Origin of the sequence: Pantoea sp. ICBG 828, assembly GCF_002928355.1 — a bacterium.
GTDB classification, from domain to species: Bacteria; Pseudomonadota; Gammaproteobacteria; order Enterobacterales; family Enterobacteriaceae; genus Pantoea; species Pantoea dispersa.
The window spans coordinates 264,253-287,995 of the sequence record NZ_POWN01000004.1; the positions used below are offsets into that span (position 1 = coordinate 264,253).

18 protein-coding genes and 1 pseudogene are annotated in these 23,743 nt (G+C 47.9%); 12 read left to right on the top strand and 7 right to left on the bottom strand.

The window, feature by feature from the left end; all coding sequences use genetic code 11:
- Window positions 1–184 precede the first annotated feature (184 nt).
- The 4 genes from C1Y43_RS11725 to C1Y43_RS11740 all read left to right on the top strand — a co-directional run bounded on the left by C1Y43_RS11725 (window position 185) and on the right by C1Y43_RS11740 (window position 6,567).
- Window positions 185–1,441: an integrase arm-type DNA-binding domain-containing protein gene (locus C1Y43_RS11725; RefSeq protein ID WP_104188291.1), complete on the top strand. Its 1,257-nt coding sequence runs from the start codon at window positions 185–187 to the stop codon at window positions 1,439–1,441.
- 233 nt (window positions 1,442–1,674) lie between these two features.
- The gene (locus C1Y43_RS11730; protein WP_104188293.1) at window positions 1,675–2,607 is read left to right on the top strand and encodes a COG2958 family protein; all 933 of its coding nucleotides are present in this window, start codon (window positions 1,675–1,677) and stop codon (window positions 2,605–2,607) included.
- Between the two features lie 545 nt (window positions 2,608–3,152).
- Window positions 3,153–5,294: a retron Eco8 family effector endonuclease gene (locus C1Y43_RS11735; protein WP_233209829.1), complete on the top strand. Its 2,142-nt coding sequence runs from the start codon at window positions 3,153–3,155 to the stop codon at window positions 5,292–5,294.
- 172 nt (window positions 5,295–5,466) lie between these two features.
- Entirely contained in the window at window positions 5,467–6,567 is a 1,101-nt protein-coding gene (locus C1Y43_RS11740) for a reverse transcriptase domain-containing protein (RefSeq protein WP_104188294.1), read from the top strand.
- Window positions 6,568–7,108: 541 nt separating this feature from the next.
- On the opposite strand, the gene C1Y43_RS11745 is transcribed toward C1Y43_RS11740, so the two are convergent.
- The 5 genes and pseudogenes from C1Y43_RS11745 to C1Y43_RS24110 form a co-directional block, all read right to left on the bottom strand.
- The gene (locus C1Y43_RS11745; RefSeq protein WP_104188296.1) at window positions 7,109–10,228 is read right to left on the bottom strand and encodes an HsdR family type I site-specific deoxyribonuclease; all 3,120 of its coding nucleotides are present in this window, start codon (window positions 10,226–10,228) and stop codon (window positions 7,109–7,111) included.
- On the bottom strand, window positions 10,221–11,420 hold the full coding sequence (locus C1Y43_RS11750) for an AAA family ATPase (protein WP_104188298.1): 1,200 nt from the start codon (window positions 11,418–11,420) through the stop codon (window positions 10,221–10,223). The genes C1Y43_RS11745 and C1Y43_RS11750 overlap by 8 nt, the downstream gene beginning before the upstream one ends.
- A gap of 1 nt (window position 11,421) precedes the next feature.
- On the bottom strand, window positions 11,422–12,648 hold the full coding sequence (locus C1Y43_RS11755) for a restriction endonuclease subunit S (RefSeq protein ID WP_104188300.1): 1,227 nt from the start codon (window positions 12,646–12,648) through the stop codon (window positions 11,422–11,424).
- Entirely contained in the window at window positions 12,645–14,201 is a 1,557-nt protein-coding gene (locus tag C1Y43_RS11760) for a type I restriction-modification system subunit M (RefSeq protein WP_104188302.1), read from the bottom strand. The genes C1Y43_RS11755 and C1Y43_RS11760 overlap by 4 nt, the downstream gene beginning before the upstream one ends.
- A 258-nt stretch (window positions 14,202–14,459) precedes the next feature.
- Window positions 14,460–14,666 (bottom strand): annotated as a pseudogene (locus C1Y43_RS24110) (hypothetical protein); the annotation flags it as partial.
- A gap of 424 nt (window positions 14,667–15,090) precedes the next feature.
- Between C1Y43_RS24110 and C1Y43_RS11770 the strand changes: the two are divergent.
- The 4 genes from C1Y43_RS11770 (at window position 15,091) to C1Y43_RS11785 (ending at window position 17,765) form a co-directional block, all read left to right on the top strand.
- A complete protein-coding gene (locus C1Y43_RS11770; protein WP_104188304.1) occupies window positions 15,091–15,927 on the top strand; it encodes a DUF4942 domain-containing protein in 837 nt (278 codons plus the stop codon).
- 157 nt (window positions 15,928–16,084) lie between these two features.
- Window positions 16,085–16,213: a DUF1493 family protein gene (locus C1Y43_RS11775; RefSeq protein ID WP_104188305.1), complete on the top strand. Its 129-nt coding sequence runs from the start codon at window positions 16,085–16,087 to the stop codon at window positions 16,211–16,213.
- 200 nt (window positions 16,214–16,413) lie between these two features.
- A complete protein-coding gene (locus C1Y43_RS11780) occupies window positions 16,414–17,292 on the top strand; it encodes a GyrI-like domain-containing protein (protein WP_104188307.1) in 879 nt (292 codons plus the stop codon).
- Window positions 17,293–17,435: 143 nt separating this feature from the next.
- Window positions 17,436–17,765 (top strand): DUF1493 family protein, encoded by a 330-nt coding sequence (locus tag C1Y43_RS11785; RefSeq protein WP_058780964.1) that lies wholly within the window; start codon window positions 17,436–17,438, stop codon window positions 17,763–17,765.
- 37 nt (window positions 17,766–17,802) lie between these two features.
- On the opposite strand, the gene C1Y43_RS11790 is transcribed toward C1Y43_RS11785, so the two are convergent.
- The gene (locus tag C1Y43_RS11790) at window positions 17,803–18,582 is read right to left on the bottom strand and encodes an NAD(P)H-dependent oxidoreductase (RefSeq protein WP_104188308.1); all 780 of its coding nucleotides are present in this window, start codon (window positions 18,580–18,582) and stop codon (window positions 17,803–17,805) included.
- Window positions 18,583–18,672: 90 nt separating this feature from the next.
- Here C1Y43_RS11790 and C1Y43_RS11795 point away from each other — a divergent pair, with 90 nt between their 5' ends.
- From C1Y43_RS11795 to C1Y43_RS11810, 4 genes are all read left to right on the top strand, one after another.
- Window positions 18,673–19,563, top strand: coding sequence for a LysR family transcriptional regulator (locus tag C1Y43_RS11795; RefSeq protein WP_104188310.1), 891 nt, complete (start codon window positions 18,673–18,675; stop codon window positions 19,561–19,563).
- Between the two features lie 159 nt (window positions 19,564–19,722).
- Window positions 19,723–20,592, top strand: a complete 870-nt coding sequence (locus C1Y43_RS11800) for an SDR family oxidoreductase (protein WP_058776425.1) — start codon at window positions 19,723–19,725, stop codon at window positions 20,590–20,592.
- Between the two features lie 44 nt (window positions 20,593–20,636).
- Window positions 20,637–21,815, top strand: coding sequence for an arabinose transporter (locus C1Y43_RS11805; protein WP_104188312.1), 1,179 nt, complete (start codon window positions 20,637–20,639; stop codon window positions 21,813–21,815).
- A 79-nt stretch (window positions 21,816–21,894) separates the two neighbouring features.
- Window positions 21,895–22,941 carry a DUF1176 domain-containing protein gene (locus C1Y43_RS11810; RefSeq protein ID WP_104188314.1) on the top strand — a complete coding sequence of 349 codons (1,047 nt, stop codon included), beginning with the start codon at window positions 21,895–21,897 and terminating at the stop codon, window positions 22,939–22,941.
- 33 nt (window positions 22,942–22,974) lie between these two features.
- On the opposite strand, the gene C1Y43_RS11815 is transcribed toward C1Y43_RS11810, so the two are convergent.
- Window positions 22,975–23,595, bottom strand: a complete 621-nt coding sequence (locus C1Y43_RS11815; protein ID WP_058757190.1) for a TetR/AcrR family transcriptional regulator — start codon at window positions 23,593–23,595, stop codon at window positions 22,975–22,977.
- Between the last annotated feature and the right edge of the window lie 148 nt (window positions 23,596–23,743).

Sequence of the window (23,743 nt, forward strand, 5' to 3'; positions counted from 1 at the left end):
GGAACATCAATAGACGTCAACGGACGTCTTTTTTTGTGCCTGATATCCAGTATTTACCCATTATTCCCGCTATATTAACTCTCTCAAGGTCAACCGACTTAAACGTACATCTACCAACAGATGTTGGTACAGATGATGGTATTTCCGATTCGATAATGCTTGTACCAACAGGGAGGGGATAAGCATGGCTCTAACAGATATCAAAGTCAGAACAGCCAAGCCAACGGATAAGCAATATAAGCTGACTGATGGCAATGGTATGCATCTTCTCGTCCATCCCAATGGTTCAAGATACTGGCGTCTGCAGTACCGCTATGGTGGGAAGCAAAAGATGCTGGCTTTAGGCGTATATCCTGATGTGTCTCTTGCAGATGCAAGAGCTCGTCGTGATGAGGCTCGTAAGTTGTTGGCAAACGGCATCGATCCGGGAGAAAAAAAGAGAAATGATAAGGTTGAGCAGGAAGAAGCACGTACTTTTGAGCAGCTTGCTATTGAGTGGCACGCCACAAATAAAAAGTGGTCGGAAGAACATAGCCGACGAGTGCTGAAAAGTCTTGAGGACAATCTCTTCCCTGCCATAGGTAAGCGGAAAATTACCGATCTTAAAACTAGAGACCTCCTGGCCCCAATCAAAGCGGTAGAGGTGTCGGGGCGCCTTGAGGTGGCCTCCCGTCTACAGCAGCGCACTACTGCAATTATGAGATATGCCGTTCAGAGTGGTTTACTTGATTACAACCCTGCACAGGAAATGGTTGGTGCTATTGCTTCAAGTAACCGGCAGCATAGGCCTGCGTTAGAGTTGAAACGTACTCCCGAACTGCTTCAGCGCATTGATAGCTATACCGGCAGGCCTTTGACTCGTCTTGCCGTTGAGCTGACTCTTCTTGTCTTCATCCGCTCCAGCGAATTGCGTTTTGCTCGTTGGTCTGAGATCGATTTTGAAACATCAATGTGGACGATACCCGCAGAACGAGAGGCTATTGAAGGGATAAAGCACTCCCAGCGTGGCTCAAAAATGCGTACGCCTCATTTGGTGCCGTTATCTCGTCAGGCGTTAGCAATCCTTAAACAGGTACACAAACTTAGTGGCGATCGCGATTTTGTTTTCATTGGCGATCACGACCATCGCAAACCGATGAGTGAGAACACGGTGAACAAGGCTCTGCGCGTTATGGGTTATGACACTAAGGTAGAGGTTTGTGGGCATGGTTTCAGGACGATGGCATGTAGTTCATTAATAGAATCGGGATTGTGGTCGAGGGATGCGGTTGAACGGCAGATGAGCCATATGGAGCGTAACTCTGTGCGTGCGGCTTATATTCATAAGGCCGAGCATCTGGATGAGCGCAGACTGATGCTGCAGTGGTGGGCTGATTTTCTTGATGCGAATCGTGAGAAGCCGGTGAGTCCGTTTGATTTTGCCAAATTAAGCATGGGATGATTAGGTATATTTAAGGTATGTGCCTGACATACCTTATTTTTTTTCTATAACATGTCTTCTGATGGGGTGTTCATTTTGGTAATGAAATCTGTTGTTTAATACCAAAAACTCATATTGTAAGCTTGGTTCAAGTGATAGGTAGTTTTACACTGTCTCATCAGAAAAGCAGCATCTGAGATTTAGCCATTCATTCAGATAGAAGCGTTCTTACTGTTACATTAAAGGCAGGAGCCATGACTAGTCGCCCACAGATGATTATTGATGTTCTTCAGGCTAATCCTGATGAGCAATTTACAGCCCGTCAGCTTGCCCAAAAAATCATTGATCACTATGGCGCAGAGCTTGCTGTAAAGCGTCAAAATCCTCGATTCGCCAGTGATGAAGATTTCTTGAGTCAAATAGCTGCTGAAGTCGGTGGGAGCAGAACCGTTCAGGCAAAAGCGATTTGTCCTCAGGTTATGACGCGTGACAAACCTCGGCCCAGACTATATTACTGGGGTAAGGAAGTCGATAATGGTGTGCAACAACAGTCATCTTTTGATATTGCTCCGACTCCGTCTGCTGAGACGGTAGCTTTTTCTGAGCATGCTCTTTACCCGCTTTTGATTGAGTACCTTTCTGAAGAAGAAGAATTGCTTTGCCGTCGTATCGATGAAAAGCGTTCAAGCAACAACAAAGGTCTTGGGGCAAACCATTGGCTTTATCCGGATATTGTTGCTTTGCAACCTCTCGATAAAGGTTGGGATAGCGTTGTGCAAAACTGCGTACGGTATAGCGAAGGGCGTTTAACCCGTCTGTGGTCTTTTGAGGTAAAACGTCAGCTTAACCGTAGCAATGTTCGAGAATGTTTCTTCCAGGCTGTGAGCAATTCAAGCTGGGCCCATTTTGGTTATCTCGTCGCGACCGAAATAAATGAAGATAAGCAGCGTGGCGTAGAAAGAGAACTGCAGATGTTGTGTGCATTGCATGGTATTGGTGTGATCCTTCTTAATCCGCAAGATCCCGGTAATAGCCAAACGCTGATTCCTGCACGAGAGCGAACAAGTATTGATTGGCAATCCGTCAACCGCCTGGTGGTTGAGAACAAAGATTTTAAAGAGTTTATCGATCTGGTTTCCGATTATCACCAGACAGGAAAAATACACAAAGCGCTCTGGAATAGATAACCCACTGTAATGTTTCTTAGTAAGATATTAGAGTGGATTAAAAACAATATAGATTAATGAACAGCGAACTATTTAGAGTTAGTTATATTTAAAAACTATGTCTGCGAATCGATGGAATAGTAAATATAATAAACTTGGGAGAGTAGTTACTTGCCAAATATTATAATAAATCCATGCAGATAGGTTAATTTATCTAAATTGTATTGGCTAAGATTTACCTGACACAGCTATGGCACAGATCTAAACCTAATCTCACAAGCAGCTCTGTGCAATAAGCAGATACTGGTGCTAACGCTTTTTTGCCCGTTATAATCTATAGAGAATTCTCGTTAACATCTTATCGAGGCTAGTTTACCTTATCTCAAATTATCCGAAGTTGCGTGTACACCTGCTAGAAGCAGGTATCACGTTAAAAGTATTGTCGATGAATTGAAGATCCAACGAAGCGAGGTAAAGGCTATACGACTGCTAGTATCAGAAACCTATTGTTTTGCCTGAGTGAAAAATAATTATCGGAGTAGCAAGTTAAATAATCAACTGATATAATGGGAGAAAAACTAGGGCAGATTATGACAGTTCAGGCTATAAATATCACCAATTTGTTATCATTCGATGAGCTGAGTGTAGATAACTTAAACGACATAAACTGCATTGTCGGTCGAAATAACGTTGGAAAGTCTAACTTACTTAAAGTTCTTAAATTCTTCTACAATAAACTAGAAGGTAAAGAAGAGTTGCCTCCAAAGTTAAATTCTAATTATTCGTATAAAGGTTCTATATCAGTAACTTATGATATGACCAGGATTTATAGAATAGCCAGGAATCAACCTAAAAACAAATATTTTGATTTTATCATCCGAAAATTGGTGCCTCTACATAAACGCAGCATATTTGCATTAACACGCTACGACAATGATTACACTACATATACTTTGACGCTGAACATATACAGCGATGGTAAAGTTAAATGGTCAACGAAAGATAAACAAACTTTAAACCTTATACTTTATCTATTTCCATTTTTCCATATCGAACCTAGACACATGGATTTACATGAATGGGATAGCTTATGGGATCTTATATCAAGAGTAAAATCTTTCAATTTGTCTAAAATTGATGATCAATCTGTAATTGACTTTTTTGATAATTCAATTAATTCGAGTGGTGGTAATTCGTATAGGAATTATGTTTCAGATTTAAACAAAACAATATCTACGAAGCCAAGCTCCCAGAAAGAAAAGGTGCTGAGCTATATTAAAGCTGGATTAAAAGGTTATCGGTTTGAAATAGACGAAAATGATTTAAAGTTTCACTCAGATGGAACAAACTCATTTCATTTCATAAAAACCTTTCTTAAGATACTAATTACAATATCAAGAAGAGAATACATAACGCCATTTGTTTTTATTGATGAGCCAGAGCTAGGTCTGCACCCTAAAATGAACGAGGTTCTAGTTCAAGATATATTTACTAGTTACAATTATAATGAAAAAAAAGATGATCGAGTTACTAGGCCTAAAGTATTCCTAACAACTCATTCGCCTAATATAGTAAAAGAAATAATTAAAAAATTCAGACAAAAACAACGTGTTTATTGTTTCCAGAAGAAAGTTGATGCTAAAACTACGATTAACACATTAAATTCAACTTATGACAACGAGAGCTTTATAAATATTTTTAGCGACAATGAGGCAAGATTGTTCTTTAGCGACTTTATCCTATTTGTAGAGGGTGAAAGTGAGCTGGAAGCTTTTGGAAACATGAAGATGACTGAACATTTTCCTCATTTAAAAAATATAGATATTTATAAATGCAGTAGCAATGTTATTGGTGAACGAGTTAATCCTTCATACTCAAATTCAACGATTCCATACCTATTTTTATTCGATGCTGACAAAGCAATATCAATTAAAGGTGAGCCTCATAGTTTATCTATAAAGCTGGAAAAGAATGGTAACTATTTTAACTTCAAGCCAGATACTTTAAAATCTGAACTTAATAAATATAAGTTGGGTTTTAGTAAGAAGTACAAGACAAAACGAGAAAATATTGAGATGTTATTATCCGTTATAAATCAAAGGGTAAAAGTAAATAATACAACTCAGAGTTTTCTAGATGAGTCTGACTTTGAATCGGTATTTACTGCTGTTAAAAGCAGGTTGCTTGATGAGAATATTTATCTAAATAGAACTACATTAGAAGGCTGTTTAATTCAGAAAAATAGTTCAATAATTGTATATGGATGGTTAGACAAAGAACATAATTCTAATTTTGATTCTATATTACAGCGTATAAAAAGAAGCAAGTATGTTACAGAGGATATGCTCATTGATTACATTAGAATTATTTTTAATGGAAAGTCAATGGCATTAACTGACTATAGCCACTTCAATGTTGAGGCTTACAAGCAAGCTTTAGAAAATAAGAGAAAGGTAAGCGGCAAGCTACGATACACCTCTAGGCATGCAAAAATGCTAATGAAGCTATTAGAAGAGAACACTGTACACAACAAATACCTTGATAAAACCGATGGGTGGACTACAAGCTTTCTAAATCATGCCATCGAATTTGTTGAGAAAGAATCTATAGCTAAAAATCAACCATTTGGGACAGTATTTAAAGTTTTCTTTCCCGAGTTTTATGATATCATTCGTATGCTTCAACCCGATAGTAGAGGGGAGATATGAGTTTCGACAAGTATCTGAGGGCTTGCCTCTCCCGCTCTTTGCTTGAGGAAGTCCAGCTTCTTTTTGCTTTGGGCATAGTCCCAATGACTGCTAAACTAGTCACTCTGATTAGTATGCGTCGGAGTACACACCTACGGTGTAATGGTGTTCTTTTGTATCGGGTTGAAGCTCTATGATGAAAAATAATATTAGCGATGACTTCTTTAAGAAAGCAATACTTAAAGGCAATGAAGATCTTCTAAATGATTTCTCTCCTGCCGTCAGAGAGTTTAAAGTTGGTTGCGACAACTTTTTTGAAATTTCTAAAGACTCTGAACACAAGCGTATAAATGATAGGATAACTAAGTTTGTTCTGGCTAAAAGCCCCATTAACTCATCTGCATGCGGATTTGTTCAAGGTAAATCTTATTACGATTTTCTAAGGCCTCATATCCAAGGATATTATTTTCTACGATTGGATATTAAAAATTTTTTCCATTCAATTTCTGCGCTTGAAGTAAAAAGTCTACTTGCTCAGCACTTCAATAATGAAAAGGGCGGAAATAAATATTCAGCTCTAGACATTGCATATATGGCTGTTACCCACAAGGTTAGTGATACTTATCTTGACAAAGATTTTCGTGGCAAAGAAGTGTTGCCCATTGGATTTTCATCTTCGCCTGTAATATCAAACATAATATTCAGAAAAGTAGATATTCTTATTCAAAAGTTGTGTGAAGACAAAGGGATTATTTACTCTCGTTATGCAGATGATATGTTTTTCTCTTCTGGTAACAGTAAGTACCTGCATTCTGAGCAATTTGAAAAAGACATCTCTATCTTCGTCTCTACACTTTCGCTTAAGTTGAAAAAAAGCAAAAGGAAAGCTACTGAGAACACTATATCCCTCAATGGTTACGTAGTACAGAACAGGAAAAGGAAGAAAGACTTTTTTCATGTATACAAAGAAAAGCCTGTTGGGAATATCAGGCTGTCTGATAAAAAACTTAAACCTTTGAAAAAAATTTCTGCATTGCTCAAAAAACAAAAATCTCCAATATATATAATGGAGAACGTATTCCATTTAAACCCAAGAAAGTTTGCCCTAAGATACGGAAATAAATTTTATTTTTATTCCAAGTATGCGGATGATCAATTACAGAATAAATTAAAAGGTTATCGTTCATATTTAGTTTCACTTATAAAATACAATGATAAATATAGATGTGTCAATATCGATTGCATAAAAAAAATTAAAGAGCTCGTTGAGGTTTTCGAGTCCAACATCAAATAAAGAATGGGCAATATATCTCGACTGTATACCTGAGGCATTCGGTATTCTCTACTTATGAAGTATCTCTTTATTGAGGAGTGAACAATGGAGCATTTGGCTGACTCAGTCGAGCAGGAAAACGTTACAGTCCCGGACCTGGTTAGGCATAGAATATCAACAATGTTCAGTGCAGGGGAATAAACTTGACCACGTAATTAAAATTTTTACAATAGCCCAGATAATCCTCTTAATGTTCATTTATCAAAATCACTGACAAAGTTCTGCCCAAAAGAATGTTAGAGCTAATGTCCGTTCCTCGCTCAAAGCAGACTGTCAAATTTGATTATGTGCTACCAGTAAAAACCGTCAGATCAAGTCTGAGCTAATACATCTAGATATATCATTTCAAAATAGACCGCATCTTATAATGGTTATTTTCGAACGTTATCTAATAACCCGCAATATGCACTTCAGTCAATAAGCATGAATTTATCACTGACAGTTGTATCGAACACTGGGATAGGTCAGGGGAACCATTTTTGTCCCCCCTGTGTGCCCAAGACTAAATTTGTCCACCTACCCCTTTAAACTTCTCAATAAACTCACCAATTTTCTGAAAAACGGTTTGTTTTTTCGTTTTATACTGTGGGTTTAACGGACTAAGCTTTGGTAAAGTCTCGTTTAACTCAGTGCCATTTTCGGTGGCATATTCGCGTTTTAACGATGTACGGATATAGCGCTTCGCTGCCTCTTCATTGAGGTTTTCTTCTTTTATCAACGCTTCAGCTTCACGCAGCTGCTCACGCTGAGCAAAAATGAAGAATGCATCAATGATGCTGGCTTTGTCCGGCATGTCATCAAGGTTAGTCTGCTGAATAAAGTCAACAATCAGACCTTCTTTTGCCCTGTTACCTAGACTTGAGCGAATTAACCGTCTAACCTCTTCAGTCAGTGCCTCTTTACCTTTCTTCTGCCTGTTGTGTTCAAAAATTAGACCAAGAATGTAGTCCAGGTTAATTTCCTGAGATTTCAGTAGGTCAATTTCAAACACGACATCATCCCAGTCAGTGGTTGACTTATCCTTGTCATTAGCCACTTTCTCGCGACGCTGCCAGTCACGGATATCATTGTAGGCTGAACGATAGTCCTGAATCTTACGTTCTGTGGGGAGACGAATGGTCTGTAATTCGGCAAACTTTTCATCGTCTAGATAATGCGCTGTCTTGAAGGTTTCCACGGCATGAGAATCGCTGATATCGACTTTTTGCAGATCTTTCAGCAAGGCAAATTCGTCGTAGTTTTGCAGGATATTTTCAGCCCGCAGGTATTCACCAAACAGTTTAACGAAGGCTTTTTTCCCCTTCTCGCTATCAATGCTAGCCGGATCAGGGAACTGGTGTTCCAAGGTCGTCACAATATCCATAAAGCCGCGCTTGGCCTCACCTGTCACGATATCAGTAAAGCCCTCCATGTACTCTTTGTAGCTTTTCTCCAGCACCACATTTTTGGTGTTCTTATCACCAAACAGCGTAATAGCATCAATGGTTGCGCGTTCAAGATCCCTGAACGTCACTATATTGCCGAAGGTCTTGGTAGCATCAAAGATACGGTTGGTGCGGGAGAATGCCTGCATCAAGCCGTGATAACGCAGGTTTTTATCGACGAACAGGGTGTTCAGCGTCGGAGCGTCAAAACCGGTTAAAAACATTCCCACCACAATGAGCAGGTCGATGTCCTGATTTTTAACTCGCAGGGCCAAATCACGGTAATAGTTTTGAAAGCCGTTGCTGTCAGTGCTGAAATTGGTTTTAAAGTGAGCGTTATAATCATCAATGGCTGCATCCAGAAACTCTTTGGCGCTGCTATTCATTGCACTGGTATCAAAGCTTTCATCAGTAATGTCACCGATAGCACTTTGTTCTTCATTAGCCGCGAAAGAGAAGATAGTTGCCACCCGCAACGGTTTATAGCTGGCTGATTTATTAGCCACCTCTTTCTGTAGCTCTTTAAACGTCGCGTAATACGCTTTTGCCGCATCCACGCTACTTACTGCCAGCATGGCATTAAAACCTCTGGCACCAGGGAAAGTGCGATGTGTTTTCTGGCGGAAGTTGTTCAGTATGTACTGTGTGATTTCCTGGATGCGCAGCGGGTGAAGAAAAGCTTGCTGATTTTCCGCGGCACTGAGTTTTTTCTCGTCGGTTTCGGTTTCCAGCGCCTTAAATTGCGGGCGGACATCGTTATAGTCCACCTTAAACTTCAGCACCTTTTCATCACGAATGGCATCGGTAATCACGTAAGAATGTAACTCACGGCCAAAAACGCTGGCGGTCGTTTCCGACCCTAATGCGTTTTGCGGGAAAATTGGCGTGCCGGTAAAACCGAACTGGTAATACCTTTTGAATTTCTTTTTTAAGTTCTTCTGTGCTTCACCGAACTGACTACGGTGACACTCATCAAAAATAAACACCACCTGCTGCTGATAGACGGACAAGTCCGCTTCCGCCTTCATCAGGTTATTCAGTTTCTGAATAGTAGTGACGATAATTTTATTATCGTCTTTATCCAGATTCCTTTTAAGTCCTGCAGTATTGTCAGAACCATTGACGCTGTCCGGCGAGAAACGCTGGTACTCCTTTATGGTCTGGTAATCGAGGTCTTTCCTGTCGACCACAAAGAAAACTTTATCAATAAAGCTCAGTTCCGTTGCCAGACGTGCGGCCTTAAAGCTGGTCAGGGTTTTGCCCGATCCGGTGGTATGCCAGATAAACCCCCCACTTTCTGGCTTTGACCAGCTCTTCGCGGTAAAGGCACTGTTAATTTTCCATAAGATTCGCTCGGTGGCAGCAATCTGATAGGGGCGCATCACCAGCAGCGTCTGGCTACTGTCAAACACGCTGTAGTTAAACAGCACATTGAGCAGGGTATGCTTCTGGAAAAACGTTGCGGTGAAGTCCTTCAGGTCTTTAATCAACGTGTTGTCGGACTTCGCCCAGTTCATGGAGAAATCAAAACTGTTTTTATCCCGCTTGGTGGTATTGGCAAAGTAACGGGTATCGGTGCCGTTGGATATAACAAACAGTTGCAGGTACTTAAACAGAGAATTGTCACTGTTAAAGCTTTCCTTGCTGTAACGGTGTATCTGATTGAAGGCTTCACGTATAGCGACACCACGTTTTTTCAATTCAATTTGTACAAGCGGCAGGCCATTGACCAGAATGGTGACATCGTAGCGATTGGCATGCGTGCCTGCTTGTTCAAACTGCTTGATGACCTGCACTTTATTGCGAAGGACATTTTTTCTATCCAGTATATAGATATTCTGAATACGGCCATCGTCGAAGACGAAATCATGAACATAATCATCATGAATCTTGCGGGCCTTTTCGACAACGCCATCGCTGGGCTTGTCCATCCAGGTTTCTACAAAGCGACGCCATTCAGCCTCCAGGAACTCCACATTGTTAAGGCTTTGCAATTGTTCCCTGACATTGGCGAGCATAGCCTTGGTGTTGTTCAGGGTTGGCAAGTATTCATAGCCCTGGTTAACTAAATCCTGAATCAGCTCACGCTCCAGATCACCTTCGCTCTGGTAGCTCTCGGTAATCTTCCAGTCCGGGTTGTATTTGTCCAAAATGATAAAATTATTGGACTCAGCAATTGGCTTGGTGCAATCAACCATTTTTTTGTTCCTGCTGCCAGAAGTTATAGTTATCTTTCAAGTGTTCGAGCAACAGTTTGACCGTTGCTTTCTCCGCTGGCGTTGGTTCTGCAACGGCTTCATTCGATAGCGTACAGTGGCTTGTGAACTGCATAATTCTATTCAAATAGAGTTCTTTGTCGTCAGGTAAAAGTAGGGACCATCTAGGGTAGCCCAAAAAACTGGCCGTTTTCTCATACAGATTGCGCAGTAACGTGAAGTGATATCTTTCCACGTTGTTGTTAACAATAGCTTGTTCGATGGTTTGCTTTAGGTGGAGATGATAGGAAAAACTCTTGTTAGAGTCGCCATGTTTTTCTGTGAGGGCAAATGTACCATCCTCAAAACTCTCCAACATGTAACAAGCTTTTCCGTTCAGCTCATTGAAAAGCATATTATAAAATAGTGGATTATGCGTCGTGATAATGAACTTCAAATCGGATTCACTGGATTTGATCAGCCCTGCAAGATTGACTGCTAATTCAATCAAATGGTTATCATCAAGGGAGCTAACGGGATCATCAATGAATACATATTCCAGTTGATCAAACTCTCGGTTCTCACGTACATCCGGATCGGCGACATTTAGAATTGTGACGACTTGATCCAGCAAGGTGTAAAAAACACTCCAGATGAAGTTGCTCTCTTCGCCTTTAGATAACTTGATATGGGCGGAACGTTCATCGTTGCCGCGCTCCATGGAAAAAGTAACTTCGGTAAAATCTGGATTGAAGTGTGGCGTTAGCTTGTCGTTCGCATAGCGCTGGAAATAACGAATGATATTGCCGTCCTGCCCCAAATCTTTTAGCAATGTCAGCAACCAGTTTGTATAGGAATTCGGCTGTACCTTCAGCTTCGGCTCGGCGTCTTCTTGCAGATCGTTATCCCAATAGAATAAGTCCTCAGTGAAAGCATTGTAATAAAGGATTTTTTTGCGCGACAACTCCGACTGTTCAGCTTCGTCATCATCTTCTCCGTCAATGACTTTGGACGCGATCCATTGCTTGAAATCCCGGGAAAGACGTGTCTTGCCTGTGCCATTGAAAGCGTAGATTAACTGCACCTTTGGTACGGGCCTGGTCTCTTCAACTTCCTTCGTTTTTTCAGGAACAGTTTTCTTGACTTTCTTAGGCGTACTCAGCTGTTGGGCTATTTCCAGAAGTGTCTTGCTCATGTCACGCCTCTGCGACTTCCGGCTTCGGGAAGCTAAATAGCATGTCCCGATAATATTCGTACTGCTTCTGGTGCAGCTCGATTTCGCGAGGTAGGCCTTCAGTGATGGAGTTTGTTAATTTATCAAATTTATCGAGGATAGATACTATACGCTCCTGCTCTTGTATTGAAGGCACGGGAATTAAAATCTTAGCAAGATTGTCTGCATTAACCCGCCTAACTTTTGCACCAGTTATGTACTGTTTTTTTTGACTCTGAAATTGCTCGGTTTGGAAAAAATAAGACACATATTTTGGGTTCAAATTATGCTTATATATACAAGCATCACTGCTAACGGCAATATCACTTTTTCCTAACCAAGCAACAGCCTTACAGACATCCTCATCGTTTTCACTTGTTGTTGCTATAATCAGATTTCCAGGCTGGGCCTTTCGACATTTTTTAGCGAGCGCCTCTGAAATGTATGTTTTTGTCTTATCAGTATATGTCCCATAGTGAGTATAGATTTGTCCATAGTGAACACATCCAACACCTGTTTCCGTAAAGTCTTTTTTCTGAAAACTACCCCCACGGATGAACTCTCCTATACCTTCTTGCCCCATCGGTAGATGCTTAACCTCACTATTATCAAAACTCAGCAATTGGTCGCGATAGTAGTCGTACTGCTTTTTACGCATGCTAAGCTCAGCAGTCAGCTCAGCAGTCAGCTCAGCAGTAAGTGCAGTAAATGTATCCAGAATCCGTGCAATTTCAGTCTGGATGGTAATGGATTTTTCTGGATTGTCCGGGCAAGGGATTGGCACAGGTATTTTTTCAACCTGGTGGCTCATTAGCTTTGGGTTTCCCATTCCTGAATATACATACTTCTTGGCTTCAATAGTTAGCCAATAAAAAAGGTATTTGTAGTGTACTACTATTTCTTCATTAATTTTAATGAGTCCGCAGACATTAGTTATCGAAAATTTTCCGGTACGATAGAATACAGTCCCTGCATTTGCTCCATCGGTTGTCCAGCTAATGTATTCACCATCAAAATCAAAGATGTCTATAGAACCAATTTTTCCATTATTGGCTGTTTGAGAACTGTATACTGGATATTTGCCTATATTATCAGTCAAATACCCCTTTGACATAACTCTGCCTCGTCTCAAAGAAGCCACTTCTTCAAGCGATTTCCATTCAACATCAATACCATCCAGCATTTTTTTTAGATAACTCATTTCGCTCATGCCTGCACCTTACTGCCTTCAATCTCAGCCACAATCACATCAATGTCTTTACGTAACAGATCAATTTTGCTGACGGTTGTTTTCAGCTCAGCATTCAGTTCCACAATATCAATGATTTCACGGGTGTCTTTAGCTTCCACGTAGCTGCTGACAGACAGGTTGTAATCATTCCCGGCCACTTTTTCAAAAGGCACTGATTTCGCCAGATGGTCAGTATCTGCCTTGCTGGCAAAAACCTGCATAATCTGTTCTATATGCGCATCGGTGAGAATGTTGTTATTGGTTTCTTTCTTAAATAGCCCACTGGCATCAATAAATTGCACGCTAGTATCGGTTTTGTGTTTTGACAGCACCAGAATATTGACGGCAATGGTGGTGCCGAAGAACAGGTTTGGTGCGAGTGAAATCACCGTCTCAACATAGTTGTTATCAACCAGATACTGGCGGATTTTCTGCTCTGCGCCGCCACGGTAGAAGATACCCGGGAAGCAGACTATCGCCGCCCGGCCTTTGGCAGACAGATAGTTCAGCGCATGAAGCACAAACGCAAAGTCAGCCTTTGATTTTGGAGCCAGCACACCTGCCGGAGCGAATCGCTCATCGTTAATAAGCGTCGGGTCGTCACTGCCAATCCATTTCACCGAGTAAGGTGGGTTAGAGACAATCGCATCAAACGGCTTTTCATCGCTAAAGTGTGGTTCAGTCAGGGTATTGCCCAGCCTGATATCAAATTTGTCGTAGTTGATATTGTGCAGAAACATGTTCATACGTGCCAGGTTGAATGTCGTATGGTTTATTTCCTGACCAAAGAAGCCTTCTTCGATGATGTGGTTATCAAAATGTTTCTTCGCCTGCAGCAGCAGTGATCCCGAGCCAGCCGCCGGATCGTAGATTTTGTTAACGTGGGTCTGACCGTGCATTGCTAGTTGTGCAATCAGTTTTGAAACGTGCTGTGGTGTGAAGAACTCTCCGCCTGATTTACCTGCATTTGCCGCATAGTTAGAAATCAGGAACTCGTACGCATCACCGAACAGGTCAATCTGGTGGTCATTAAAGTTACCCAGTTTTAAACCTTCTACACCTTTCAGCACGGCGGCCAGACGGCTATTTTTGTCTTTTACCGTGTTACCCAGACGATTACTGGTGGTGTCAAAATCAGCAAACAGGCCTTTGATATCGGCTTCAGATGGATAGCCATAAGCTGAACTTTCAATGGCGACAAAAATGCTGTTTAAATCAGCATTCAGCCTGTCGTTGGTATTCGCTTTAGCTGCAACGTTGCAGAATAGCTGGCCCGGGTAAATGAAATAGCCTTTGGTTTTGATGGCATCATCTTTGATGTCATCGGTAATGATACTGTCATCCAGCGCAGCATAGTTGATGCTGTCATCACCGGCTTCGATGTAACTGGAGAAGTTTTCACTGATGAAGCGGTAGAAAAGCGCACCAAGGACATACTGCTTAAAATCCCATCCATCTACCGAGCCTCTAACGTTGTTAGCGATGGCCCAGATTTGACGATGTAGTTCTGCACGCTGTTGAAAGCTTGTCATTTTTTTATCCTGTGTTCGATTCTTAGCAACTGCTGTTGACGGGATTTTACCGCAATTTGTTCTCAACGACTGTACCTATATCAGATCCAGTTATGCCCTTTCCGCTAAGTGGCTTCGTGGAGGCAGAAGGCTATGCCAGTTACCCGTATCTGTGCGCATTGAAAAATTTGATTATTTGCTGTGCTGCAGCAACCGTTTTCTGGTCTGCCGCATTGGGCATCAGAGCGTATCCTGCAGCAGATAAATTTGCATACCTGTTCAGTTGAGTCGCAGGGGAAGTCGTGGCCGACCTGTCCGTGGACGCTCAGGTACTTCATTGCAACCGTGGAGTAGCAACCCCTCCTTCTGTTGGATTTTTGTCATATAGGCGAGTACCTGCCGTATGTTGGTAATACTTCAAGGATCGTTGTAGTGAACAGGGATGTTGATATTTGCTCGATAGTGTTCCTTGTACTCGCAACGGTGGTGCCAGCTCTTTGTAACGGCCACTGTGTCGGTTACACCACGCCTGTTGCCCATAGAGGTTTAGCTGCAACTTTCGCGTATCTGCTAGAAAATTATTACAGCCTGACGTTCAACGGTGCTGTACTCTAGGACTACGCGGTCATTCAGGAGCATTAGTATGCGAGAAAAAAGCTTATTGATGCGGTGTTTATTGGTGAAAAAATACAGCGCTACACTCTGGTCGTGAAAAAGTTAGCGACAAGGAAAACATCGTTTCTTACCACTACCGATATTCTCTGTGCAAGTGTGATACCTGAGTGATGAATACGTGAATTTTTCGAGCCACATTCCGAATTTTTGCCTCCTTACTTTCCACTATTTTTATTTATCGCATAATGTACCAGCTACTCCCGGCAGGCTTACTTAATCTCCTGGATGATTAACGATGCAAACAGAACCGAATGTATTAACAGAGCATAACGAACTCATACTTTCGACCAGTATTGAACGTGTTGTTACAGGCCGTAATACCGCACTCAAACAAATTGAACAAGTCATTCTGGAGCTTAAGTCAATTTCATGTATAACTTCAGATATAGGCGGTGGCATGGCTCAAGACTGGGCAATGAAGTCAGGGCATCGCTACGATAGTTGGTTGATAGAAGAAGTTGATAAAGCGATGCCAGCTATCACCTGTAATATCGATCGCAATATTTGGCGCGATTTAATGCTGAAGTCCGGCATGATGACCTTGATGGATGCGCAGGCCCGAGAACAATGGCATAAAAATCTGGAAGAAAGCGATCTACCAGCTATCAGCGAGGCTAATATCCTCAATACTTTTGAGCAGTTGCATCTGGACAAAATGGATGTCTTTGAGTGTGGAATTATAAATATTTTCAAAGAGCTATCGTGGGATTATAAAGCAAATAGCCCATGCAGCTTTGGTAAGAGGATCATCATTAATAATCTGGTGACATATAATCGATGGGGATTTAGCCTTAACTGGAGCAGGCGGCTGGACCAACTGGCAGACCTTGAGAGAATGCTTTTTCTTTTGGATGGTAAGCCGATCCCAGATAATCGCCGCGATATAACAATCCGGTTGATGGACCATATTCGTGTTAACCCGACTAAGGGACTCTACGAAGATGAGCTCTTCAATATTCGTTACTTCCAGAAGGGCACGGCGCACGTGACTTTCAGGCGTGCTGAACTGATTGAGAGAATGAATGATATCATTGCGAAACATTACCCGGGAATGCTAGCTAATCCCCATTGAAAAGCATGGCGATCTCGCTCCTTAGAAATTAAAAATCTTAGAGCTGAGATTGTTCTTTGATAAGTAACTATTTGACGTTATTGGTTATAGGGTAGACATAATTAAGTATGCAAAGAAGTGTATAAATTTGCTTTTATAATGTTAAAAAGGATTTGGCATGTTACCAAACGTTCTTCGCCCCAAATCGCAGAGAATCTTAGATCAAGCGCCAAAGCCGTTAACGCTGCTGATGTTAATTGAATCAGCAAAAGCGGGGCGCTGGCTATACGATCTCAAAGAAGCCTGAGAGGCAAATTTTAAGTAGCTTAAAAGCATGAAGCCCAAATCTGCCGGGCCTTCTAATGTTCACGCAATATGAACGCATAATCTTCCCCGCCCATTCACAGCAAAAATCATCACAGCGCTTTACTCTCCCTCAAAACTCCGCAAGATCCATCAGGCCCACTCTCCGCCACACGGGCATACTCATTCCCCAGAGAGGATGCTATGCCAGTAAACAAAAATGATCACCGCGAGACCTATCGCAAGCGCTTTGACAAGGTGTTCGACTACATCGAACGCCATCTTGATGAAGCGCTGCTGCTGGAGCAACTGAGTGAAGTGGCGCACTTTTCGCCGTACCACTTTCACCGCCAGTTCAACGCCTGGTGCGGCATGCCGCCGGGGCGTTACATCCAGCTGATGCGGCTCAAACGGGCGTCGTACCGGCTGGCATTCAATCCGCACGAGAAAATCATTGAGATTGCGCTCGATGCCGGTTTTCAGCATGCCGAATCATTCAGTCGCGCCTTTAAGCAGGTATTTGACGTGACGCCGAGTGAATTTCGTCAGCAGCCGGTGTGGATTACCTGGCATCAGCGCATGCCTCAGCCACCCGTCAAACGGAGAGAGAGTATGTCAGTTGAGATTAAAATGTTTCCCACCACGCCGGTGGCGATGCTCACGCATCACGGCGATCCGCAGCGCATCAACGAAACGGCGGCGCAGTTTATTGCCTGGCGCAAAAGCAGCGGAGCATCGCCGGTGCGCAGCAGCCAGACGTTCGGCGTCGCGCCGCACGATCCGGTCAGCACGCCAGCCGGGGATTTTCAGTATCACCTCTGCGGTTCGGTGACTGCACCGGTTAACGAGGACAACGCCTTTGGCGTCGTTAACAGCACCATTCCCGGCGGACGCTGCGCGGTGCTGCGTCATCTCGGTTCGCACAGTGCGCTGACCGAGCTGGCGCGATCGCTCTACAGCGAATGGCTACCCGCCAGCGGTGAAGAGCTGCGCGATTTCCCGCTGTTCTTCCACTATCACAACTTCGTGCATGAGGTGGCGGAACACGAATTGCTGACGGATATTTATCTGCCGCTTAAGTGATAAGGGTCCCGGTAGCAATGGCTATCGGGATTTTTATGCAGGATTGCGATACGTATTCACGGCTGGCATTTTTTTCCTCCTGCCTCGCTGCAAGGCATGGCAAAATGCCCTGCGATCCTATCAGCACAGGCGAAGAGGCGACGATGACAGAGCAACTCGAACAGCGTATCTATGAACTGGTGCGGCGCTATGACGGCGTGTATCTGTTCAAGCAGAAAACGCTCACGCCGCAGATTGATATCGACAGCGATCTCAACTTCGAGCGCGACGAAGCCGCCGCGCTGATGGAGGAGTTTTTCAGCGAGTTTGCGGTCGATCGCGCGAATTTCGCTATTGAAACCTACTACCCGGACGAACCGTCGCTGGCGCAAATCCTCAACCCGTTCAACAAACGTGAAGTGCCGGTGGTGCCGGATTTTACGCTGGGCATGCTGATTACGTCGGCGCAGGCGGGGCGCTGGCTGTTTGAATAATGCGGCAGCGCGCCGCTGCGGTTTGGCGGCCTGCGGCTCAGCGCGCCACGTGCACGCCAAATCCGCGCTCGCCTTCCGCAAGATCCTCGCGCAGCGTCAGCGCCGGAATCGCATATTCACCGCCGTTCTGGCGACGGAAGGCAATCGGTTGATCCTGCGCTAAGCAATCCAGTCGTTGCGCCAGCACGGCGCACCAGTCGGCGAAGCGTTCCTGCGCCGACTTCTGCACGCGATACAACACCAGCGGTGGCAACACGCTGAAGCCGGGATAGAACAGCATGCCGTGCTGGATCGGGAACAGCAGATCCTCAATCGGGCCGTTGATGCCGCGCGGCGCGTAGTGCGACTCCCAGCCACCGGTGGTCACCACCAGCATGGCGCGCTTGCCGGTGAGCGTGCCTTCGCCGTAGCGATCGCCCCAGTGATGATCGTTGTGCTCGCCGACGCCATAGGCAAAACCGTTGGCATACACGCGGTCAAACCAGCCTTTCATGATTGCTGGCATCGAAAACCACCACAGCGGAAACTGAAAAATCACCGTGTCGGCCCAGCGCAACTTCTCCTGCTCGGCGGCAATGTCCGCTGCCTGCAGCTGGTTGTCGTAGGCGAAACGCGAATCCAGCGTGGCATCAAAATGCGCGCCCACCGGGGGCGCCAGCGTGTCGGCGGCATCCAGTTGCGCTTTCCACTGCATGGCGTACAGATCTGACACCTGCACCTGATGGCCCGCCTGCTGCAGATGATTCACGGCAAAGTCTTTCAGCGATCCGTTCAGCGAGCGCGGTTCCGGATGGGCATACACAATCAAAACATTCATGGCGGTATCCTGTGAGATGAAAACCGCTGCAGGTTAAGCCAGTGCTGGCTATAGTAGAAATTAATTACTGATATCTCAGGTATAGACAACATGAATATGCACTCGCTGGATTTGAATCTTCTGCAAACCTTAGACGTGTTGCTGGTGGAGCAGAACGTGACGCGCGCGGCGCAGCGCCTCAATCTGTCGCAGCCGTCGGTAAGTGCTCAGCTGGCGCGCCTGCGGGTGCTGTTTGACGATCCGTTGCTGTTGCCCGGTCCGCGCGGCATGCTGCCCACCGCCCGCGCCGAGGCCCTGCGCGAGCCGCTGTGTCTGGCGCTGGAAGCGCTGGAGCGCGCGGTGGCACCGCCGGCAGCGTTCGATCCGGCGCGCGCGGAGCTCACCTGGCGCATTGCCGCCACCGATTACATGTCATCGGCGCTGATCCTGCCGGCGCTGAAACTCATTCGTGAAGCGGCCCCGCGCAGTCGCATGGCGGTGTTTGCACTCAATCCGCCGCAGGTAGCGCAGCAGCTGGAGAAGGGCGAGCTGGATATGGTGTTTCACACCGGCGACAACGCGCCGCCGACGCTGCATCAGCGCCGCTTGTTCAGCGAGCGCTACGTGCTGGCCGGCCGGCACGATCATCCGCAGCTGCAGCAGCCCCTGACGCTGGATCGCTTTTGCCAGCTGGAGTTTGTGATGGTTTCGCCGGATGGCGGCGGCTTCAGTGCAGCCACCGATCGCGCGCTGGCCAGGCTCGGCCGCACGCGCCGTGTCGCGCTCTCGGTGCCGCATTTCCTGTTTATGCTCGACACGCTGGCCAGCAGTGATTTGGTCGCCGTACTGCCGGAGCGCCTGGTGCGAAACGCGCCGCAGCTCACCGTGCTTGCACCGCCGCTGGAGATTGAAGGGTTTGACATCCTGATGCTGTGGCACGAGCGCCTGCATCGCGATCCCGCCCAGCAATGGCTGCGCCAGCAGATTGTGGCGGCGCTGTAAACCTGAACTCTCGCCGAATAAGTCGCGGTCTTCATGCCCTCAGGCCTTGTCCGACAAGGCTTGCTCCTGCATTGCTGATGCGATTAGCGCCACCGCTCCACAGCACGCATCATATCAACACGACGAAACACTCGCGTTTTACGTGCAGGAGAGAAGACCATGCAGATATTTGTCACCGGGGCCACTGGCTGGGTAGGTTCAGCGGTGGTGGAAGAGTTGATCGCGGCGGGCCATCAGGTAACAGGGCTGGCGCGTTCGGCGGAAAAAGCCGTGGCGCTGGCCGTCACTGGCGCACAGGTTATTCGCGGTTCGCTGGAGGATGCTGACGTGCTGCGTGACGCCGCGCAATCCGCAGACGCCATCATTCATACCGCGTTTAACCACGATTTCTCGCGCTTCGTGCAGAACTGCGAGCAGGACCGTCAGGTGATCGAGCTGCTCGGCGAGGCGATTGCCGGATCGGATCGCATGCTGCTGGTGACGTCCGGCCTGTCCGGTATGGCGCGCGGGGCGACGGAGCTGGATCAGCCGCAGCCGGTGTCACCGCGTCAGTCGGAAGCGGCGGCGCAGGCGCTATCACAGCGCGGCGTGCACGTGGCGACAGTGCGGCTGGCGCCGTCGGTACATGGCCTCGGCGACCACGGTTTCGTGCCGATTCTGGTGCGGCTGGCGCGTGAGAGCGGCATTTCCGCCTGGTGCGGCAGCGGTGAGAACTGCTGGTCCGGCGTGCACCGTCGCGATGCGGCGCGCGTCTATCGGCTGGCGCTGGAGCAGGGCGTCACCGAACGCGTTTATCACGCGGTGGCCGATGAGGCGGTGCCGTTCCGCGCAATCGCGGAGACGATTGGACGCCAGCTCGGATTACCCAGCGGCGAGCGCGACCGGGCACACTTTGGCTGGTTCGCCAACATGGCGGCGGGCAACATGGCGGTCTCCAGCCAGCGCACGCGCACGCTGCTGGACTGGTCTGCAACCCGCCCGGACCTGCTGAGCGAGCTCGATACGCCTGCCTATTACACCCATCTCTGATATCACGCTGCCGCTGCGCGCGGCAGTTTTTCTGGATTATATCGATGAAAAATAATGTATTTATCACCTTGCTGCCGGTGACGCTGGCGGTGTTTATCGCTTTTCTCACCATGGGGATGCAGCTGCCGGTGCTGCCGCTGCATCTGCAGCAGAACCTCGGCATGGATACGCTGGCGATCGGCACGGTCATCGGCGCGCAGTTTATCGCATCGCTGCTGACGCGTTCGTGGGCGGGCAACTTCGCCGATATGCGCGGCGCGAAACGCGCGGTGCTGACCGGGCTGTTGGTGGTGGCAAGTTCCGGTGTGATCTACCTGATTTCGCTGCTGTTCGTTGATCGGCCTGCCAGCTCGGTGGCCATCCTGCTGCTGGGGCGTGTGGTGCTGGCGCTGGGCGAGAGCCTGCTGGCCACCGGTGCGCTCGGCTGGGGACTCGGGCTGGTGGGACCGGCCAATGCCGGTAAAGTGATGGCGTGGATCGGTATCGCGATTTACGGCGCCTGGGCGCTGGGTGCGCCGCTGGGCGTGGCGATTTATCACGGCTGGCACTTCACCGGCATCGCCATGGCGATCATCGTGGTACCGCTGCTGCCGCTGATGTTTATCACCCAGGTGCGCGCCGTTGCGCCGACCTCGACCAAACGCACGCCGTTCTACAAAGTCATGGGCGCGGTGTGGCGGCCGGGACTGGGTCTGGCGCTCGCCAGCGTCGGTTTTGGCATGATCACCGCGTTTATCGCGCTGCTGTTTGCGGCCAGGGCCTGGGGCAACGCGTCGCTGGCGTTCACCGCGTTTGGCGTGGCGTTTATCGCGGCGCGCCTGTTCTTTGCCCATCTGCCGGATAAGCTGGGCGGCGCGCGTGTCGCGCTGGTATGCGTGCTGATTGAGGCCTGCGGTCAGTTGCTGATTTGGGGCGCTGATGACGCGACGCTGGTTTATTTCGGCGCGGCGCTGACCGGTTTTGGTTATTCGCTGGCCTTTCCGGCGTTCGGCGTGGAAGCGGTGCGGCGTGCACCGCCGCACACCCGCAGCCTGGCGATGGGGGCTTACGTGGCGTTTCTCGATATCGCGCTGGCAATCACCAGTCCGCTGGCGGGCGCGCTGGCCGCCCACCGCGGCGTGGCTTCGGTGTATCTCGCCGGCGCGATTGCCGTGGCGCTGGCGATGCTGGTGGCGCTGAGCCTGATGGCGCGTCAGCCACAACCACAGGCAGCGATGGAATAAGACCCGCCGCAAAAAATTCACTTCTCCCGCGCCGCAAAAATCATCACACTAGCCACCTTTACCATTAGGGAGAGATGGCATGAAAAGCCGATTGCTGCTGGCGCTGACGCTGTTCGCCAGCCTGAGCACGCCGTTGTGGGCCGACGAAGGCGTGTCGTTTAGCCATAAAGACTGGGAGCTGGCTTGTGATAATACGCTGACCTGCCGCGCCGCCGGCTACAGCGCCGAAGAAGGCGCGGGCGGATCGGTGCTGCTGACGCGCGCCGGCGGGCCAGACAGCCTGACGCACGGGCGCGTGGTGCTGGCCGATACCGGCGACGATGATGCGCAGCAGGTGAATGCGCTGGCGCTGTGGATTGACGATCGCGCGCTGGGCGAAGTCAGCAAAGCTGAGAACGATGAGTGGACGCTAAGCGACGCACAGACCCAGGCGCTGATCGCCGCCATCAAAGGCAGCGCCAGAGTGGAGTTTCGCGGTGCGGCCGAGCCGTTTGAGCTCTCCGGCAACGGGTCCTTTGCCACGCTGTTAAAAATGGATGAGGCGCAGGGACGGCTGAACACGCCGGGCGCGCTGGTGCGCAAGGGCAACCAGCCGGAAGCCAGCGTGCCGGCGGCAGTGGCGATGCCGGTGATTCAGCAGGTCCATGTGCTGAAAGCCGCGCCGCGCCCGCTGACGCCAGATGAACTGGCACAGGTCAAGCCAAAGCTGATTGCCTCGCTAACCGATGACGACAGCTGTGACAATCTCGCGCCGTCCGACGATCAGCCGGAAGAGGGCGCAGAACCGCCTACGCTGACGCCGGTAGATGCGCAGCACGTGCTGATCGCCGCGCTGTGCTGGCGCGGGGCTTACAACGAAGGCTATGGTTTCTGGCTGCTGGATAACGCGCTGCAGGGCACGCCGCAGCTGATCACCGATTCCGGATCTGATTATCACGACGGCGTAATCAGCGAAGCGCAGAAAGGGCGCGGCATTGGTGACTGCTGGAGCACCGCTGCATGGGTGTGGGATGGCCGCCAGTTTGTCCAGAGCAGCGAGGCCACCACCGGCATGTGCCGTGCCATCCGCGCCGGCGGCGCATGGCAGCTGCCAACGCTGGTCACCGAAGTCAAACCGGCGGGGTAATGTTCAGCGTGCGTCGCCAGGCGGCTGGGGCGCTTAATCCGTCACGGATTTTGCCGCGTCCCACACGGCCATGACGTGGGCGATGGCGTTATCGATCTGCGCGCCGTTGACGCCATCGCGCACCAGCACCGACACGCCCAGCAGAAAAGCGTCGAGGGCGATGGCGAGGGCGGCGGCATCAGTGTCGGCGCGCAGTTCGCCGCTATCGATGCCGCGCTGCACGCAGGCCGTCATACCTGCCAGCGTGCGGGCGCGTGAGCGCGCCAGCGGCTGCGTGACGTCCGCGTGTTCGGCGGAAGGCGCACTCATCACGCCCAGGCCGACCATACATCCCAGCGGATGACCGGACTCACACTGCATGCTGGCCGAGCGCCGCAGCGCGGTCTCCATTGCGGTACGGGGCGGCAGGCTGTTATCCCACAGCGGCTCCACCACCTGCGCGTAAGTCGACAGATAACGCTGCACACACTCCTGAAACAGCGCCTGCTTCGAGCCAAAAGCCGCGTAAAAGCTCGGTGCAGAAATACCGCCGGCAATTCCCGCCTTCAGCTGCGTTAACGATGTCGACTCATAGCCGTGCTGCCAGAAAATCTTCATCGCCTGTTCAATGGCCGCATCACGATCGAACGTACGCGGCCGTCCCATAGTGGCCATCTCAGTGCTCCGTTAAGCTCAATGTTTAAATACTAATCGATACATAAGTCGTTGACAACGGTCTTGCGTGTCAACTAATGTATCGATCAGTATATATTTGTGTTGGCGGTTGGCTGATAGCGCATCCGCGGTAGTGTGTTCTTAAGCC